Genomic DNA, 16,508 nt, shown 5'->3' with positions numbered 1-16,508 from the left:
CCTGAACTGGATGATCTCATGACATCGAACGCAACCCGGCCGCCGGTCACAAGGCTCTCGACCATGGGGCCGCAAGCTCCTCCCGCCCCTGCAAGCGGCCTCGACAAGACTTTCGCGACCGAGGTGCCCGCGGCCGTTGTCTATTGCGAAGGCAATTTCGGCCAGATCGACGGCAAGACCGCAAACGGTCTTGTGCGCCATTCCCAAGCCTATCGCATCCTCTCGGTCATCGACAGCTATTGTGCCGGCAGCGACAGCGGCGCCCTGCTGGACGGCGTGGCCAACGGCGTTCCGGTCCTGAAGGACCTCGCCGCGGCGCTTCGGCACGGGGACGCGCATCCCGACACGCTGATCTATGGCATGGCACCCTCGAGCGGCAAGCTTACGCCTGCGGATCGCAAGGTCGTGCTCGAGGCTGTCGCCTGCGGCATGAACCTTGTCAGCGGGCTGCATGAATACCTTGGCGACGATCCCGAGATCTCGGACGCCGCCAAGACGTTCGACGTGTCGATCCGCGACATCCGCAAGCCCCGGGCCAGCAAGGACATGCGCCTGTTCGACGGCAGTGTGGCGGCGGTCGAGGCCATCCGCATCGCGGTCCTGGGGACCGACTGCGCGATCGGCAAGCGCACCACGGCCACGGTGCTCGCCAAGGCGCTGAACGAGCAGGGGATCAGGACGGTTCTCATCGGCACCGGCCAGACCGGCCTGATGCAGGGTGCAAAGTACGGCATTGCAATGGACGCGGTGCCGCCGCAGTTCTGCTGCGGCGAACTGGAGCGCGTGATCGTCGCGGCCGCGCAGGGCGAAGCGCCGGATGTCATCCTGATCGAAGGTCAGGGCGCGCTCAGCCATCCGGCCTTCTGCACTTCGGCCTTTATCCTGCGGGGCAGCCAGCCGCATGCGGTCATCCTCCAGCATGCGCCGAAACGCGCCCACCGCTGCGACTTTCCGGCCATGCCCATGCCGACCCCGGCAAGCGAGATCGCCATCATCCAGGCGTTCGCGGACACCCGGGTGATCGGCGTCACGCTCAATCACGAGGGAATGACGGATGCCGAGCTCGAGACCGCCATCGCGGAGCTGCCCGGTGACCTCGGTATTCCGGTAACCGATGCGCTGGCCCGGTCTCCGGCGCATCTGACCGACATGGTCCTGACGGCCTTTCCGCGACTGCGCCCGCCCGTGGCCGCGGAATGACCACGCCGCGTGTCGAGATCGACCTGACCAGGATCACCGAGAACACCCGCAGCCTCGTCGATCGTCTCGCGGCCCGCAGGATCACGGTCACCGGTGTGACCAAGGCCGTCTGCGGCCACCCCGACGTCGCCCGCGCGATGCTGAAGGGCGGCGCCGTCGGATTGGCGGATGCGCGTGTCTCCAATGTTCTGCGCCTGCGGGAGGCCGGGATCACCGCTCCGATTTCGCTGATCCGCGCGCCCATGCAGGGCGATATCGACAGGGTCGTGCAATGCTGTGACAGCAGCTACAACACCGAAGCCGACACGATCGAAAAGCTGGCCGCAGCGGCCCGGCTGAACGGGGTCGTGCACGACGTCGTTCTGATGGTCGAAATGGGCGACAACCGCGAAGGCATCCTGCCCGACGATCTCGCGAAGCTCGCCGCAGGCATCGTGACCCTGCCCGGTCTGGCACTCAAGGGGATTGCGGCCAATTTCGCCTGTCTGGGCAATACTGCACCGACGGCGGGCGATATGGCCTTGTTGTCACGTCTTGCCGATGCGGTCGACGGCGCCTGCGGTCCCTTCGTGGATCTGGTGTCCGCCGGTGGCTCGGCCAACCTGCTTTGGGCGCTGAGCACAGCCGCACCCGGGCGGATCAACAACCTGCGACTGGGCGAGGCAATTCTTCTGGGGGTCGACCCGGTGACGGGACGGCCGATCGAGGGGCTGCATCTCGATGCCTTCACCTTCGTGGCAGAGGTCATCGAAACAAGCATCAAACTGCGCGAGACACAGGCCGCGCCGAGAGACCCGGCGCCTGCCCCTCTCAGACTGGTCCGGACCGGCGACGGCCCGACCCGTTCGGTCCTTGCCGTCGGTCAGCAGGACACCGATACCTGCGGCCTGGTCTTTCGCGAGGGCATCATCAGCCAGGGTGCCACGAGCGACCATACCGTCATCTGCTCTACCAACCCCAGGGCTCTCGTCGGATCCGACATGACCATGGGATTGAATTACAGCGCCTTGATGCGCGCGATGAGCGCCCCTGACGTTGCAATCGTCGCGCGGCCCGGCACGTCCGCACCAGAGACCGGAGACGGGCGCCTGCCGCTAAAGCGGCCGGTTCTGACCTGACGATCAAGCAAGGGCCAAGACGCAACGCCCGGGCCGGGGGGACACCCGGGCGCGCGGTCCATCACGACAGGTGATGCACCGGCTGCAGGCCGTAGACCGGGGTGTCGAGCCCCTCCATCCGGGCCTTCAGCTGCAGCGCGAGGTAGAGCGAGTAGTGGCGCGACTGGTGCAGGTTGCCGCCGTGAAACCAGAGGTTTTCCTGCTGGGTGGGCTTCCACATGTTGCGCTGCTCGCCCTCCCAGGGGCCGGGGTCCTTGGTGGTGTCGGAGCCGAGGCCCCAGACCTTGCCGACCTTGTCCGCCACCTCCTGGCTGATCAGATCGGCGGCCCAGCCATTCATGCTGCCGAAGCCGGTGGCCATCACCACCAGATCGGCCTCGAGCCGGGTGCCGTCCGACAGAACCACCGAGTCTGCCTCGAAGTGATCCACCTGGCCTTTCACCAGTTTCACCTCGCCGTCGATGATCAACTGGCTGGCGCCGACGTCGATGTAATAGCCCGAGCCGCGGCGCAGGTATTTCAGGAACAGGCCGGAGCCGTCGTCGCCCCAGTCGAGCTCGAAGCCGGCCTTTTCCAGCCCGGCGTAGAATTCGGCATCGCGCTCGCGCATCTGCTCATAAAGCGGGATCTGGAACTCGTGCATGATCTTGTAGGGCAGGGAGGCAAAGATCATGTCGGCCTTCTCGGTGGTCACGCCGTTGGCCACCGCCTCTTCCGAGTAGAGCCCGCCAAGGCCGATCTCCATCAGCGTCTCGGAGCGCACGATATGGGTCGAGGAGCGCTGCACCATGGTGACATCGGCATCCGCCTCCCAGAGCGCGGCGCAGATGTCATGGGCCGAGTTGTTGGAGCCCACTACAACGACCTTCTTGCCGGTCCATTCGTCGGGTCCGTCGTGCTGCGAGGAATGCTGGATCGTGCCCTTGAAGTCTTCCATGCCGGGGAAGTCGGGCATGTTGGGCTTGCCGGACATGCCGGTTGCCAGCACCAGTTGCGTCGGCCGCAGGATCACTTCCTCGCCGTCGCGGTTGACCCTGACCGTCCAGGTGCCTCTGTCTTCGTCATAGCTGGCCTTTTTCACCTCGGAGCGGGTCCAGTAATTTATCTCCATCACCTTGGTGTACATCTCGAGCCAGTCGCCGACCTTGTCCTTGGGGGTGAACACCGGCCAATTGTCGGGGAACTTGATGTAGGGCAGGTGGTCGTACCAGATCGGGTCATGCAGGCAGAGCGACTTGTAGCGCGAGCGCCATTGGTCGCCGGGGCGGTCGTGCTTGTCGAGCACGATGGTCGGCACGCCGAGCTGGCGCAGGCGCGCGCCGAGCGCAATGCCGCCCTGACCGCCGCCGATGATCACCGTGTAGGGCTGTTCGGTATAGCCGAGACTGACCTCTTCGGCCTCGCGCTTCTCGTTCCAGCTCTTGCGGTTTTTCTGCGCGCCATGTTCGGCGCCCATGGGGCGGCGCTTGCCGCGGTTTTCCTCGAAGCCCTTGAGCTCGGTCAGCGCGGTCAGCAGGGTCCAGATGCGGTCCTCCTTCAGCCGCATCAAGCCCCAGCCGCGCCCTGCCGCAGTCTCGAAGGTGATCCAGGCGGTGGTGACGCCATCCTCTTCGGTGGGCAGCTCGCCCTGTTGCAGCTGAAAGTTGCCGGGGCGGGTGTGGTCCAGCTGGCGGGCCAGCATGTCAGAAACGCCGCCGGGCCCCTCGACGGTCTTCAGGTTCCAGGTCACCGCCACCAGATCCCGCCAATAGCTGTCGCTGGCAAAAAGGGCGCTGGCGCGGCTGATGTCGCCCTCCTCCAGGGCGGCATTGAAGCTGTCCAGCATGTCCTGCGTTCGGGTTGTCACGGTTGAGTCGAGCATCGTGGTCCTCCTCCTGATGCGTGTGGGGGGAGTATCGGGGCCTTGTGCCGGGCTGATCCACGAAAGGTTTATGTGGGGGCGACGGAAATCGCCCTCTGCGTTGCAGCATGTTGCAGGCGCAACGCCGGCGCAACAAAAGGTGTTGCGCGGGGTCAGTTCGGCGGGGTCAGGCCGGCACGGCGCATTCGCCGCAGTACAGTAGACCGATTGACGCCCAGCCGCCGCCCCGCGCGCGACATGTTCCAGCCGCAGGCTTCCATCACCTGTTCCAGCGGCTCTTCGGACAGCTGCACCACTGCACCAGCCGGGGCGGGCAGGTCGGGCGCGTCGATCACCCGGCCGTCGCAGAGCGCCACGGCGACGTCGATTACCTGTTCCATCTCGCGCAGGTTGCCCGGCCAGTCGCGGCCCAGAAGCGTGGCCCGGGCCGAGGGCGACAGCCGCATGTCCTCTGGCGCGCGACGTTGCACCACCCGGTCGAGCAGCCAGCCGATATCCTGCCGTTGGCGCAGGGCGGGCAGGGTGAGCGTCGCCCCGGCGAGCCGGTGGAACAGCGGCCGCGGCAGGCACAGCGCGGCTGGCGCGCAGCGGCTGGTGGTGATCGTCCGCAGGTTCGGCGCGCGGTCGAGCAGGGCGGTCAGGCAGGCGGCGCTGTCCTCGGCAAGATGCTCGATTCCGCGCAGCAGCAGCGTGCTGGGGGAGGGCACCGGGTCGCAGACCGTCTGCAGCTGCTCCGGGGTCAGCCCGGCGCAGTCGAGCAGGGCAAAGCCCTCGGCCGTGCCGGTCATGTGCATGGCGCGCGCCAGCTTGGTCTTGCCGGTGCCGGTCTCGCCCGAGATCAGGACGGGTAACTGTGTCGGCGCCAGCTTGGCGGCCTGGGTCAGCAGGCGGTTCATCACCGGATCGTCGCCCGCCAGCGCCGCCAGCGGTCCGCCGTGGCGCGGGCTGCGCGGCAGGCTGCGCGGGCTCTGCGGCGCGATGGCGTGACCAAAGAGCGCGCCGCCACCCTGCAGCTCGATCACCCGGTCCTCGGTCGGCCGGTCGCGCATCAGGTCGGGCAGATCGTCGACGCAAAGCGCCGTGACCTCGTCGATCCGCCGGCCCAGGATCGCCTCGCCGTCCGGAAAGAGCCGCCGCGCCTCGCGGGTATAGCCCAAGATGCGGCCGGAGCCGTCGAGCCGCACGGCGGCCTCGGGGTCGACATCGAGGAACTCGGGGCTGGAGGAGAACCGCAGCACCCAGTCGCGGCTGCTCTCGGCCATCAGGTTGGCCATCTCGACCCGCCGCGCAGCATTGCAGACCAGGCTCATCGCCAGCGTCTGGCTGCGCTTGGGCCGCGGCGAGCGCAGCAGCGAGATGTCGAGCACCGCGGCCAGCCCGCCGAGACTGTCGAAGATCGGCGCGGCGGTACAGCTGAGCGCGGTATGCGCATTGCCGAAATGGTCATCCTGATGCACGGTCACCGGCTCTTGCGTGTAGATGCAGGCCCCGGCGCCGCAGGTCCCGGCGAGATCCTCGGACCAGTTCGAGCCGAGGTACAGCCCGGCGCCGCGCAGCTCGTCCAGAAACAGGTCGTCGCCGAAGAAGTCGACGCAGACACCCTTGGCATCAAGCAGGAGCAGCGCATAGTTCTGCCCGGCGACCTGTCGGAACAGGCTCTGCAGGCTGGAACGCGCCGCGCCGATCAGCCATTCGGCCTGCTTGCGGTGATCGCGGAACTCGGTCTCGGTGACGATATGGGCAGGGTCGTTGCGGATCGGGTCCATGCCGTAGACCTCGACACACCGCCGCCAGGACGCCGCCACGACACTGTCGCGCCCGGTCGGTGCGCCCTCCAGAACCTGTTCGATTTCCTCGACGTGTCGGCGATCCGCCATGGTGACGGTCCTCCCCCGCATCCTAGCGCGACAATTGATCCTCATCGGTCGGCCCTCGTCAAGTCACCAGCCCCCGGAGGGTTTTGTCGGCGCAACGCGGCAGCCCGAGGGGGGTAGGCGCAACATAGAGGCGGCAAGATCGTCGTGGTGCCTTCGACCTGTGGACACCTCGGCCATCCTGCTGCGCAGACCGCCTATTGCGCCTCCAACCCCTCGGTGGCCCAGTTCCAGGCAAGGGGGGACTTGCGTTTGAGCGCGCCGCTCAGGTGTTGGCGCATCCGGTAAGAGGCGTCAACGATCTCGCCCGCTTCCAGCAGCGCCAGGATCTCGAGGTGCTCGGTGCATTGCTCGACCAGCCGCTCGCGGTTGATCTCGGCGCGGTATTCCATCAACCGGCGCATCCGGTTGACGCGCTGAAGCGCCATGAAGAAAAACGGGTTGCCCGAGAGCTTGATGATCTCTTCGTGGAACAACGAGCCGTTTTCCAGCAACGACTGGCCGGGCACCGCACTCATGTCGAGGTCGAGCATGCCTTCCTGGATACGACGCTGTTCATCCAGCACCTTGCGGTCGAGCTCGAACGAGGGCTCCAGCATGGCCGCCGGCTCGATCGCCATGCGGAAGCGATAGATCTCGTCAAACGCCTCTGGCGTCTTCGCGACCGGCAGGAAGCGCCAGCCATAGCCTTCCTTGCGCTCCGCCCAACCCTCGCGCACCGCGCGCATGAGGACATCATTCACCCGGGCCTTCGTCCAGTCATAACGCTGCCGGAGAAACTGTTCGGTCACCTCCTCCGAAATGCGGTTGGTAAGCCAGTCGTTGGCGAGCGTCTGGTAGTCGCCGGCCTCCTGCGAGGCCGTCTCCTGAAGGTCCGCCGCCACGGCCTCGGGCAGGGTATCGGCGACGAAGTAGCCCCGGTTCGGCTTTCGAACCAGCACGTGACTGGCCTCGAGCTTGTCAAAGGCCTCGCGCACCGGGGTCCGGGACACCCCGTAACGGTCGGCCACCTGCTGGGCGCTGACATGGTGGCCGTGGGGCAGGGTGCCGGCGAGGATGTCCTGCAGCAGCCGATGGGAGATCTTCTTCGATAGCTCGCTGGTCTTTGCTGACATGTCGATGGCTCCCTGCGGCCCGGGCAGTGATTGCACGGCCAATTCCTCGACGTGCAATCTACTGGTTTTCACGAAGTATAAAAGCAGAAATTCGAGCGTGTTCGCTGCTGAAGTGGTTGTGATGCCAGGATCATCTCAGTTATGTCATGTGGTTTTTTGGTGCCGAAAAGACAAATTAGGATTGGCTTTTGGTCGCGCTATGTGCAATCAGTGAGGCGTCCGGATTCGGACCGCAGAACAGTCAGGAACTGGGAGGAGACCCAAATGTTCAGGAAGCTCACACAGATCGGCGCGCTTGCAGCCGTCACGGCGCTCACCGGCGTTGCCACCGCGCAGGCGCAGGACTTCAAGCCGGAAAACCCGCAATGCATCGCCCCGTCGAACCCCGGCGGCGGCTGGGATTTCATCTGCCGCACCACCGCGAAATATCTTTTCGATCTGGGCGTGATCGACGACGCCATGCAGGTCACCAACATGTCCGGCGGCGGCGGCGGCGTGGCCTTTGCCCATGTCACCAAGGAGCGCAACGAGGACAACAACCTGATCGTTGCCGCCTCGATGTCCACCAGCGCACGGATCGCGCAAGGCATATATGAGGACGCCGAGCAGGACGACGTTCACTTCCTTGCCACCTTCGGTGCCGAGTACGGGGCCATCGCCGTTCCGGCCGACTCCGAGTTTCAGACCCTGAACCAGATGATGGACGCGATCCTCGAAGACCCGCGGTCGGTCGGCATTGCCGGCGGATCGTCTGTCGGCAGCTATGACCACATCAAGCCGATGCTGGTCGCTCAGGAAGCCGGGCTCGAGGACGTCACCAAGCTGAAGTACGTCTCTTTCGACGGCGGCGGCGAGGCGATGACCGGCCTGCTTTCGGGCTCGGTCGAGGCGCTGTCGGGCGATTTCTCGGAGATGCTGGGCTTTCTGGAATCCGGTGACATCCGGATCATCGCGATCCTCGCGCCCGAGCGGCTGAAGAACTACCCCGACATCCCGACCGCCAAGGAGCAAGGCTACGACGTGGTCGGTGCCAACTGGCGCGGGCTCTACATGCCGGCCGGTGCCTCGGACGAGGCCAAGGAATTCTGGAAGAACGCGATCATGACCATGGCCGAGGACCAAGGCTTTCAGGATGCGCTGGAAGCGGCGGCCATCGAGCCGTTCAACAACTTCGGTGACGACATGCACGCCTTCGTGGCGCAGACCATCGCTGACGTGACCAAGCTGTCGAAAGAGATCGGCATCATCCAGTAACGCAGCCAAAGACCGGCCCGCGCACCCTGCGGGCCGGTCCCTGCGCCTCACATCTTTTCGGAGACGAACATGAGCGACCGTATATTCGGCGGCTTCGGGCTGGCGCTTGCCATCTTCTACATCTGGGCCGCCTCCATCATCAAAGACAGTTTCATGGTCGATGTCGTGGGGCCGCGGGCCTTTCCCTACATCGTGGGCACCATCCTCGGCCTGACTTCGATCTGGTTCATCCTGCGTCCGGATAACGAACCCGAATGGCCGATCTTCAAGAACCTGGCCGAGATCCTCTTCGCCGGTGCGGTGATGCTGGTCTATTGCTGGGCACTGCCCGAAGTCGGCTTTGTCATCGCCACCGTCTTTGCCACCGCCTATCTCACATGGCGTCTGGGCACCGCGCCGCTCTGGTCGCTGGTCACCGGCGTTGCGACCTCGGTCGGCATCTACGTCACCTTCCACCTGATCCTCGGCCTGTCGCTGGCCAAGGGCCCGCTCGGATTCTGAGGCCCACAAATGGAAATCCTGTCCCTTCTTGCTGACGGTTTCGCGGTCGCGCTGACGCCGCAGAACCTCTTCCTCGCCGTCGTCGGCTGCTTTCTCGGCACGCTGATGGGCGCATTGCCCGGGCTCGGCCCCGCCAATGGCGTGGCGATCCTGATCCCCATCGCCTTTTCGCTGGGCCTCGGCCCGACGCCTTCGCTGATCCTGCTGACTTCCGTCTACTACGGCGCGATGTACGGCGGCCGGATCTCGTCGATCCTGCTCAACATTCCCGGGGACGAGCCGGCGATGATGACCTGTCTCGATGGCTATCCCATGGCGCAACAGGGCAAGGCGGGCGAGGCGCTGTCGCTCTCCGGCGTGGCCTCTTTCGTCGGTGCCTTCGTGGCGACTTGCGGGTTGGTTTTGCTGGCGCCGCAGCTGGTGAAGATTGCGCTTTTGTTCGGTCCGGCGGAATACTTCGTGCTGTTCACCGTGGCCTTTGCCACGCTTGGCGGCATCTCGTCGACCAACCAGGCAAAGTCGGCCTTTGCCGCCGCGCTTGGCCTTGGCATCGCGATGATCGGCAGCGACAGCCAGACCGGCTCGCAGCGCTTCACCTTCGATCATATCCACCTCTATGACGGCATCGATTTCCTGATCGCCATCGTCGGGCTGTTCGCGCTGTCAGAGGTCTTCATCTTCCTCGAACATCACCGCGGCGGTTCGGCGGCCAGCGGCAACGCGCCCAAGGTCGGCCGGATCATGCCCGACTTCGCGATGATCAAGCGCTGCATTCCCTCGATGGCGCGCGGCACCGGTCTGGGCTTCTTTGCCGGCGTGCTGCCGGGAGCAGGCGCATCGCTGGGCTCGTTTCTGGCCTATTCGCTGGAAAAGCAGACCGTGGACCGTGAGGGCAAGACCTTCGGCAAGGGCGACCCGCGCGGCGTGGCGGCCCCCGAGGCGGGCAACAACGCGGCCTCCGGCGGGGCGCTGGTGCCGATGCTGGCGCTTGGCGTGCCGGGGTCCGGCACGACGGCGGTGCTGTTGGCGGTGCTTCTGCAGCTCAACATCACCCCAGGGCCGCTCCTGTTCACCAAGAACCCCGACGTGGTCTGGGGCCTGATCGCGGCGCTCTTCCTCGCGAACTTCATCCTTCTGGCGATGAACATCCCGCTGGTGGGAATCTTCACCCGCGTGCTGATGGTGCCGACGCGCATCCTGATGCCGGTAGTGGCGATGATTTCCTTCGTCGGCATCTACTCGATCACCGGCTCGACCTTCGACGTGATGCTGATGGTGGGCTTCGGCTTTGCCGGCTGGCTCCTGCGCAAGCTCGACGTGCCGCTGGTGCCGATCATCCTCGGCATTCTTCTGGGCAACCAGATGGAGGTCAACTTGCGCCGCGCCATGACGATCTCGGACGGCGACTGGCTCACGCTGGTGGGCTCTCCCCTGGCGATCATCCTCTGGATCATCGCGATCACCGGGTTTGTCCTGCCGATGCTGATGGGCCGCCGGGTGAAGCGCCAGATGGAAGCCGCCCGCAACGAAGAAGAATTCGTCGGGGATTGATCCCCGGCGCCAGCAAACGACGGCCCGCGCGGCCATTCTACGGAGAAACAAGATGCGTATCATGACACTGCCCTGCGACGGCATCGGGCCCGAGATTATGGCGGCCACGCTCGAGGTGGTTTCGGCGGCCAATGCGCGCTTCGACCTCGGCCTGACCTTCGAGGAAGAGGAAAGCGGCTTCACCAGCCTGAAAAACCACGGCATCACCCTGCGCGACGAGGTGCTGGAGCGTGCCCGCACCGAGTTCGACGGCGTGATCCTCGGCACCCAGTCGCACATGGACTATCCGCCGGTGGCCGAGGGCGGGCGCAATGTCTCGGCCGGGTTCCGCATCGGGCTCGACCTCTATGCAAACGTCCGCCCGGCACGGTCGCGCGACTTCATCGACAACAAGGCACCGGGCATGGACCTCGTCATCATGCGCGAGGCGACCGAGGGCTTTTACCCCGACCGCAACATGTTCCGCGGCGTGGGCGAGATGATGCCCGACCCCGACATGGCGCTTTCGGTGCGCAAGATCACGCGCCATGGCTCCATGCGGATCTGTCGCGAGGCCTTCAAGCTGGCGATGCAGCGGCGCCGGAAAGTCGCGGCGATCCACAAGGCCAACTCCTTTCTGATGACCGACGGTCTGTTCCTCGAATGCTTCCGCGCCGTGGCGCAGGAATTCCCCGAGGTCGAGACCGAAGAGCTGATCGTCGACGCCTTTGCCGCCCTGCTGGTGCGCAAGCCCGAGACCTATGACGTGGTCGTGGCGACCAACTTCTACGGCGATATCCTGTCGGACCTGGCCTCGGAACTCTCCGGTTCGCTGGGCCTTGCCGGCTCGATCAACGCCAATGCCGAGACCGGTCTCTGCTGCGCTCAGGCGCAGCATGGCTCGGCGCCGGACATCGCCGGCAAGAATGTCGCCAACCCGACCTCGCTGATCCTGTCGGCGGCGATGATGCTGAGCTGGCTGGGCGAACAGCGTGGCGTTTCGCGCCTGATGGATGCCGGTGCCGCGATTTCCGAGGCGGTCGATGCGGTGATCGACAGCCCCGCCAATCGCACCCGCGACCTCGGCGGCAGGGTGAACACCGATGCCTTCGGCCGGCTGGTGGCCGACGCCGTGGCGAAAGAGGTCGCGGCGGCCTGAGGTCCTCCCTGCGGGCCATGCCCGCGACCCGGCGGCGTCCCTCGTGGCGTCGCCGGTGCTATCCAGAGACAGACATGAACCCACGCCCCCGCATCGCATTGATCCACGCAACCCGTATCGCCATGGCGCCGATCGAGGCCACGGCGACGCGCCTCTGGCCCGAGGCCGAGACGATCTCGATCCTCGAGGAGGGCCTGTCGGTCGATCGGGCAAAGACGGCCGAGCTGACCGGCGATCTCGCCCGGAGGATCATCGACCTCTGCCGCTACGCGGTCGCGGCGCGGGCGGATGGCGTGCTTTACACCTGTTCCGCCTTTGGCGCCGCCATCTCCCGCGCCGGGGCCGAGGCGCCGGTGCCGGTGATGACCCCCAACGAGGCGATGTTCGACGCCGCCCTGTCGCAGGGCAGCCGCGTTGCGATGATCTACACCTTCCCGCCCGCCGCCGCCGGCATGGAGCTCGAGTTTCACGAGGCCGCCCGAAGGCAGGGCCGCGAAGCCACGCTCCGCTCCGTGTTCTGTGACGGCGCGCTGGAGGCAAAGCAGGCGGGTGATGTGGCCGCCCACGACCGGTTGATCGCGGACTGCGCGGCCGATATCGAGTACGCAGATGCCATCATGCTCGCCCAGTTTTCCATGGCCTCGGCGGAGGAGGCCGTTCGTCGGGTCACCGATATCTCGGTGCTGTCCAGCCCCGGTGCGGCAATTACGGAAATGCGTCGCCGGGTCGAGAGTTTCGGAATGAGCGCCAAATCCTGATCGGTATGATAGCCAAGCTGACACCCCCCTTTGGACCCATAGGAAGACTGCCATGAAGACCGCCGACCTAATCGATGACCACGCCGCAGATCTGAGCCTGGTGCATCTGCCGTTTCGCCGCTTCGGCAGGCGCCCGAGCTTCGCAGCCCCGATCCAGACCGTGAAATGCTTCGAGGACAACTCCGTGGTCCGCGCCCAGCTTGAAACACCGGGTGAGGGGCGCGTTCTGGTCGTGGATGGTGGCGGCTCGACCCGCATCGCCATCCTGGGCGACATGCTGGCCGATCTGGCCATTCAGAACGGCTGGGCCGGTCTCGTTTTGAACGCCGCCATCCGCGACAGTGCCGAGATCGCCGACATGGACACGCTGGTCTTTGCCCTCGCCACCTCGCCGGTCAAAAGCGCCAAGGAAGGCTGGGGCAAGGCCGGCTGCAGGATCGACTTCGGCGGTGTGACCTTCCAGCCCGGGGATTGGGTCTACGGCGATGCCGACGGCGTGCTTCACAGCGTGAAAAAACTCGTGTGACGCGGCCTGTCTCGGAATTTGCACCGGCCCTTCGGACGGTCGGGCTGGCGACCCTCGCGGGCGGGGCGCTGTCCCTGACCGGCATCCCGTTGGCCTGGATGATCGGGGCGATGGTGGCCACCGTCCTGACCGCGCTGTCCGGCGCGGCGGTGAAACTTCCCGTGTCGATACAGTACCTTGTCCGCGCCCTGGTGGGCACGATGATCGGCTCGGCCATCACGCTGGAGCTCGTGTCCTCTTTCTCGCACTGGTGGCTGTCGCTGGTCGGCCTGATGCTGGCCCTCGCGATCATGTTCTGCGCCGGATACCTGTTGTTGCGGCGGATCGGCGGGTTCACCCCGCCCTCGGCTGCGCTCTGCGCCATTCCGGGCGGCATCGCCGAGATGATCCTGCTGGCCGACAAGGCCGGCGCCGACCAGACCCGCGTATCGATCGTGCATGCGCTGCGCATTGCGCTGACGATCCTGATCATGCCGTTGGTGCTGGGACTGTTCGGCTGGGATGGAGAGCGCGCTGACCTGACGACCGGCGCCGCCCTTCTGTCCGGCATCGACTGGGTCTGGCTTATGCTGTGCGTGGTCTCGGGGCTGCTCGCGCATCGCTTCACCTCGCTGCCCGCACCCCTAGTGCTTGTGCCGCTGGTCACAGGCAGCCTGCTGCATCTCACCGGGCTCACCAGCTTCGAGATGCCGGGGTATCTGACCGTCGCGGTGCAGATCTTTATCGGCATCAACGTCGGAAGCCGGTTCGCGGGGATGTCCGCGCGCGCCCTGGCCCAGGCCTTGGGGATGGCGACCCTGGTTGTCGCAGCACAGATCGCGACGGCGTCGGCCATCGCCCTGATGTTCGTGACCGCGACCGGAGGCGACCCGCTGGCGCAACTGCTCGCCTATGCGCCCGGAGGTCTGGCCGAGATGTCCCTGATCGCCGTCGCTGTGGATACCGACCCTGCCTTTGTCGGCCTGCACCACATGATCCGGGTGCTCATAGCGCTGCTCGTCGCGCCCGGATTGCTGGGGCTTCTGTCGAAACGCAGGTAGCCGTGCACCTGCGGCCCACCGCCCCCGCCGGCCCGGGATCCCTATGCTGAACAGCGGGGGTGTCGAGAGATATCCGACTCACTTGACGCTGCCGGAATTGTCGCGAAATGTGCGGCTTCGCACATGCCTCACAGGGTGGCCCCGGCCAATGGACAAAGACACGTTCGCAAGACGGCTGGCGCAGTCGATGGCCAGGACATCGGGCGGCATTCTCGAACATGCACAGCATCCCGCAGGCCGTGGCGTCTCTGCCGAGCGCAAGCATGCTGGCCGGGACGCGCAGACGTGAGAAAAAGCCCCAAACCGACGCCGTCCACCCTCGCGCCGGACACGCTCGACCTGCTGGAACGCGTGCTCGATGTCAGGCTCCCGCCGGCCTACCGCGACTGGCTTGCCACGCGGAACGGGCAGATGCCCGAAAATCGCGTTATCACATTCATGCAAAACGGGCGGCAGACTGACACCGTCCTGCACTACCTCTATGCCGTCAATTCCGAGCACGATTACAACGATCTCTGGGATTACAATTCGAAATACGGCAAAGACCTCCGTCCCTGGTATCTGAGCATTGGCGGAGATGCTGCCGGCAACCCGATCGTTCTGGCGCTGAAAGGGCCGAACCACGGGGAGGTGTTCTTCCGCGATCACGAAGTTCCCTTCGACGACGGCCTGCACGTCATCGCACCCAGCTTCGAGGCCTTCCTCGCCGGCTTGACTGCAGACTGACATGCGCAGGAGCACCTATTTCTACGCGACCCCCGCCGATTTCCATATTTCCCTAGACAATTGGCACCGTCGGCCGTCTGTCGCACCGCTGCGGCTGGCACCCGGATGCACCGAACGGGATCTCCTGCCCGACCGGACGTGCTTGGTCGACTGGACGGTAGCCTTGGCCGGGTCCCCCTTCGCGCGTGCTGAAAAGGTCGGCTGTCGGCCGGAGTTTTCCTTGAACAGAGTGATGCTTCCTTTACCGATGTGCCGCCTGCAGCAGTTTCTGCCGGTAGTCCTCCAGCCGCCAGATCGCATTGGTGTCGACCAGCATGACGACGCTGAGGAAGGCGATCGTGGTGATCAGTCCGGCGCGCCAGCCGGGGCCCTTCAGTACCATGATCAGCGCGGCGGCGGTGATGATCAGCAGCGGTATCACCTTGAACACCGCCGTTGAGTATTGCGCGATTGTCCTGTCGGCGCGCGCGATCTCGGAGGCGACAAGACCGGGGCTGTCCTGTGCTGCGGACGGGGCGAAGCCGGCAAGTGCGGTCCATGTGCCATAGAGCAGCCCAGCCCCGAGGATCAGCAGCAAGCCGCCCGCCACCAGCATCGGGAACACGTAGGCGCGGGCCATCTCGGTGCGGCCGATCTGCCAGAACGCGACACTCGCGGCGAGAAACAGCGCCCCGAAGAGGATGAAGACGCTGTTGGACAGCATTTCGGCCTTGGCCCAGTCGGTTGCAGTCTTGAGGATATCCATGTTTGCCTCTGGTCCCGGGGGGGGGCATTTCGCCCCTGTTGAAAATATGGCCGTCAGATCGGCCAGGTAAACCCGGTGGCCTGTTCCGAGACCTCCCACAGCCGGGTCATGACGGGTTTGTCATGGGCGTGGGGTTCCAGCGTGCCCCGGCCCACGGGGCCGACGAATTCCATTCGCCCGGTGGGGCCATGGAGCGCGCGCTGCTCCAACCCGTCTTCGGTGGCGCACATCACCTCGGGATAGGCGCCCTGTTCGGCGGTCTGCACCATGGGCGTCTTGGTCATCAGCCACCATGTAAAGCGCGTCATCAGGCCGCCGCTGGTGCTGATCAGCGAGGTGGCGGAGGACCCGGGGTGGCAGACGTAGACCTCGACCTTGCGACCGGCAGCCTTCACCTTGTCCTGAAGCGCATAGGCAAACATCATCTGCGCCAGCTTGCTCTGGCTGTAGGCGGTGTTGGCGCCGTAGTCCATTTCCCAGTTCATGTCGTCGAAGTTGATGGTGCGCAGACCCATCCTGTAGCCAAGGCTGGCAACCACGACGATACGGCCCTGCGTCGCGTCGATCCGGTCGAACAGCATGCCGCACAGGACGAAATGCCCGTAGTGATTGGTGCCCAACTGGCTTTCAAATCCATCAACGGTCAGCTGGCGCGTCGGCACCTGGGCGATGGCGGCATTGCAGATCAGCGCGTCGATGCGCGGGACCGCTTTCAGAACCTCCTGCGCGGCGGTCCGCACGCTGGACAGATCCGACAGGTCCATGCGGACAAAGCTGACGTCGGCCTGCGCGCCGAATTCCCGTTTGAGGTCCTGGACGGCGGCGGACGAGCGTTCGGCGCTGCGGTTCAGCATCACCACTTTCGCGCCCCGCGCCAGCAGGATGCGCGCGGCCTGAAACCCGGCGCCCGCATTCGCGCCGGTGATGACAAAGGTCTTGCCGGCAAGAGAGGCGAGGCGGTCCGGGGTCCATCCCTTCGGGCCGAATGTCGTGTCTGCCATGTGTCTGATCCTTTCGACGTTCGCGCCGCGCTGCGGCCTTGTTGAAAGGGAGATAAATCTCATGGCCTGTGCAAAACAGGCGTGATCCTCGCGAATACTT

Annotated in this window: 16 protein-coding genes; 11 read left to right on the top strand and 5 right to left on the bottom strand. The window is 65.4% G+C overall.

The genetic code is table 11. The features are described from left to right. The first annotated feature begins 18 nt into the window (after positions 1-18). The gene (locus ACN0SE_RS00400; RefSeq protein ID WP_417522485.1) at positions 19-1,200 is read left to right on the top strand and encodes a DUF1611 domain-containing protein; all 1,182 of its coding nucleotides are present in this window, start codon (positions 19-21) and stop codon (positions 1,198-1,200) included. Continuing rightward, positions 1,197-2,318 carry an alanine racemase gene (locus tag ACN0SE_RS00395; protein ID WP_417522484.1) on the top strand — a complete coding sequence of 374 codons (1,122 nt, stop codon included), beginning with the start codon at positions 1,197-1,199 and terminating at the stop codon, positions 2,316-2,318. The genes ACN0SE_RS00400 and ACN0SE_RS00395 overlap by 4 nt, the downstream gene beginning before the upstream one ends. A 61-nt stretch (positions 2,319-2,379) precedes the next feature. Here the strand turns inward: ACN0SE_RS00395 and ACN0SE_RS00390 are convergent, their stop codons facing one another. The 3 genes from ACN0SE_RS00390 to ACN0SE_RS00380 all read right to left on the bottom strand — a co-directional run bounded on the left by ACN0SE_RS00390 (position 2,380) and on the right by ACN0SE_RS00380 (position 7,168). Beyond that, positions 2,380-4,179: an NAD(P)/FAD-dependent oxidoreductase gene (locus ACN0SE_RS00390; protein ID WP_417522483.1), complete on the bottom strand. Its 1,800-nt coding sequence runs from the start codon at positions 4,177-4,179 to the stop codon at positions 2,380-2,382. A gap of 152 nt (positions 4,180-4,331) precedes the next feature. Then, positions 4,332-6,056, bottom strand: a complete 1,725-nt coding sequence (locus ACN0SE_RS00385; RefSeq protein WP_417522482.1) for a sigma-54-dependent Fis family transcriptional regulator — start codon at positions 6,054-6,056, stop codon at positions 4,332-4,334. A gap of 194 nt (positions 6,057-6,250) precedes the next feature. After that, a complete protein-coding gene (locus tag ACN0SE_RS00380) occupies positions 6,251-7,168 on the bottom strand; it encodes a GntR family transcriptional regulator (RefSeq protein ID WP_417522481.1) in 918 nt (305 codons plus the stop codon). A 264-nt stretch (positions 7,169-7,432) separates the two neighbouring features. On the opposite strand from ACN0SE_RS00380, the gene ACN0SE_RS00375 reads away from it, so the two are divergent. The 9 genes from ACN0SE_RS00375 (at position 7,433) to ACN0SE_RS00335 (ending at position 14,662) form a co-directional block, all read left to right on the top strand. Continuing rightward, the gene (locus ACN0SE_RS00375; RefSeq protein WP_417522480.1) at positions 7,433-8,422 is read left to right on the top strand and encodes a Bug family tripartite tricarboxylate transporter substrate binding protein; all 990 of its coding nucleotides are present in this window, start codon (positions 7,433-7,435) and stop codon (positions 8,420-8,422) included. Positions 8,423-8,491: 69 nt separating this feature from the next. Next, the gene (locus tag ACN0SE_RS00370; protein ID WP_417522479.1) at positions 8,492-8,923 is read left to right on the top strand and encodes a tripartite tricarboxylate transporter TctB family protein; all 432 of its coding nucleotides are present in this window, start codon (positions 8,492-8,494) and stop codon (positions 8,921-8,923) included. A 9-nt stretch (positions 8,924-8,932) separates the two neighbouring features. Further along, positions 8,933-10,474: a tripartite tricarboxylate transporter permease gene (locus tag ACN0SE_RS00365; RefSeq protein WP_417522478.1), complete on the top strand. Its 1,542-nt coding sequence runs from the start codon at positions 8,933-8,935 to the stop codon at positions 10,472-10,474. 52 nt (positions 10,475-10,526) lie between these two features. Then, complete coding sequence (locus ACN0SE_RS00360; RefSeq protein ID WP_417522477.1) at positions 10,527-11,612, top strand: isocitrate/isopropylmalate dehydrogenase family protein; 1,086 nt, start codon at positions 10,527-10,529, stop codon at positions 11,610-11,612. Positions 11,613-11,686: 74 nt separating this feature from the next. Next, positions 11,687-12,370 carry an aspartate/glutamate racemase family protein gene (locus ACN0SE_RS00355; RefSeq protein ID WP_417522476.1) on the top strand — a complete coding sequence of 228 codons (684 nt, stop codon included), beginning with the start codon at positions 11,687-11,689 and terminating at the stop codon, positions 12,368-12,370. 52 nt (positions 12,371-12,422) lie between these two features. Next, a complete protein-coding gene (gene rraA / locus ACN0SE_RS00350) occupies positions 12,423-12,896 on the top strand; it encodes a ribonuclease E activity regulator RraA (protein WP_417522475.1) in 474 nt (157 codons plus the stop codon). 98 nt (positions 12,897-12,994) lie between these two features. Continuing rightward, positions 12,995-13,936 (top strand): AbrB family transcriptional regulator, encoded by a 942-nt coding sequence (locus ACN0SE_RS00345; RefSeq protein ID WP_417522876.1) that lies wholly within the window; start codon positions 12,995-12,997, stop codon positions 13,934-13,936. A gap of 148 nt (positions 13,937-14,084) precedes the next feature. Beyond that, positions 14,085-14,225, top strand: coding sequence for a hypothetical protein (locus tag ACN0SE_RS00340; RefSeq protein WP_417522474.1), 141 nt, complete (start codon positions 14,085-14,087; stop codon positions 14,223-14,225). After that, positions 14,222-14,662, top strand: coding sequence for an SMI1/KNR4 family protein (locus ACN0SE_RS00335; protein ID WP_417522473.1), 441 nt, complete (start codon positions 14,222-14,224; stop codon positions 14,660-14,662). The genes ACN0SE_RS00340 and ACN0SE_RS00335 overlap by 4 nt, the downstream gene beginning before the upstream one ends. Positions 14,663-14,903: 241 nt before the next feature. Here the strand turns inward: ACN0SE_RS00335 and ACN0SE_RS00330 are convergent, their stop codons facing one another. Next, positions 14,904-15,407, bottom strand: coding sequence for a hypothetical protein (locus ACN0SE_RS00330; RefSeq protein WP_417522472.1), 504 nt, complete (start codon positions 15,405-15,407; stop codon positions 14,904-14,906). A 53-nt stretch (positions 15,408-15,460) separates the two neighbouring features. Next, the gene (locus tag ACN0SE_RS00325) at positions 15,461-16,408 is read right to left on the bottom strand and encodes an SDR family oxidoreductase (RefSeq protein WP_417522471.1); all 948 of its coding nucleotides are present in this window, start codon (positions 16,406-16,408) and stop codon (positions 15,461-15,463) included. Between the last annotated feature and the right edge of the window lie 100 nt (positions 16,409-16,508).

It is taken from the genome of Marinovum sp. (assembly GCF_048263515.1).
Lineage (GTDB): Bacteria > Pseudomonadota > Alphaproteobacteria > Rhodobacterales > Rhodobacteraceae > Marinovum.
Note: the sequence above shows the minus strand (reverse complement) of the source record. Positions and strands in the feature narration are given on the sequence as shown.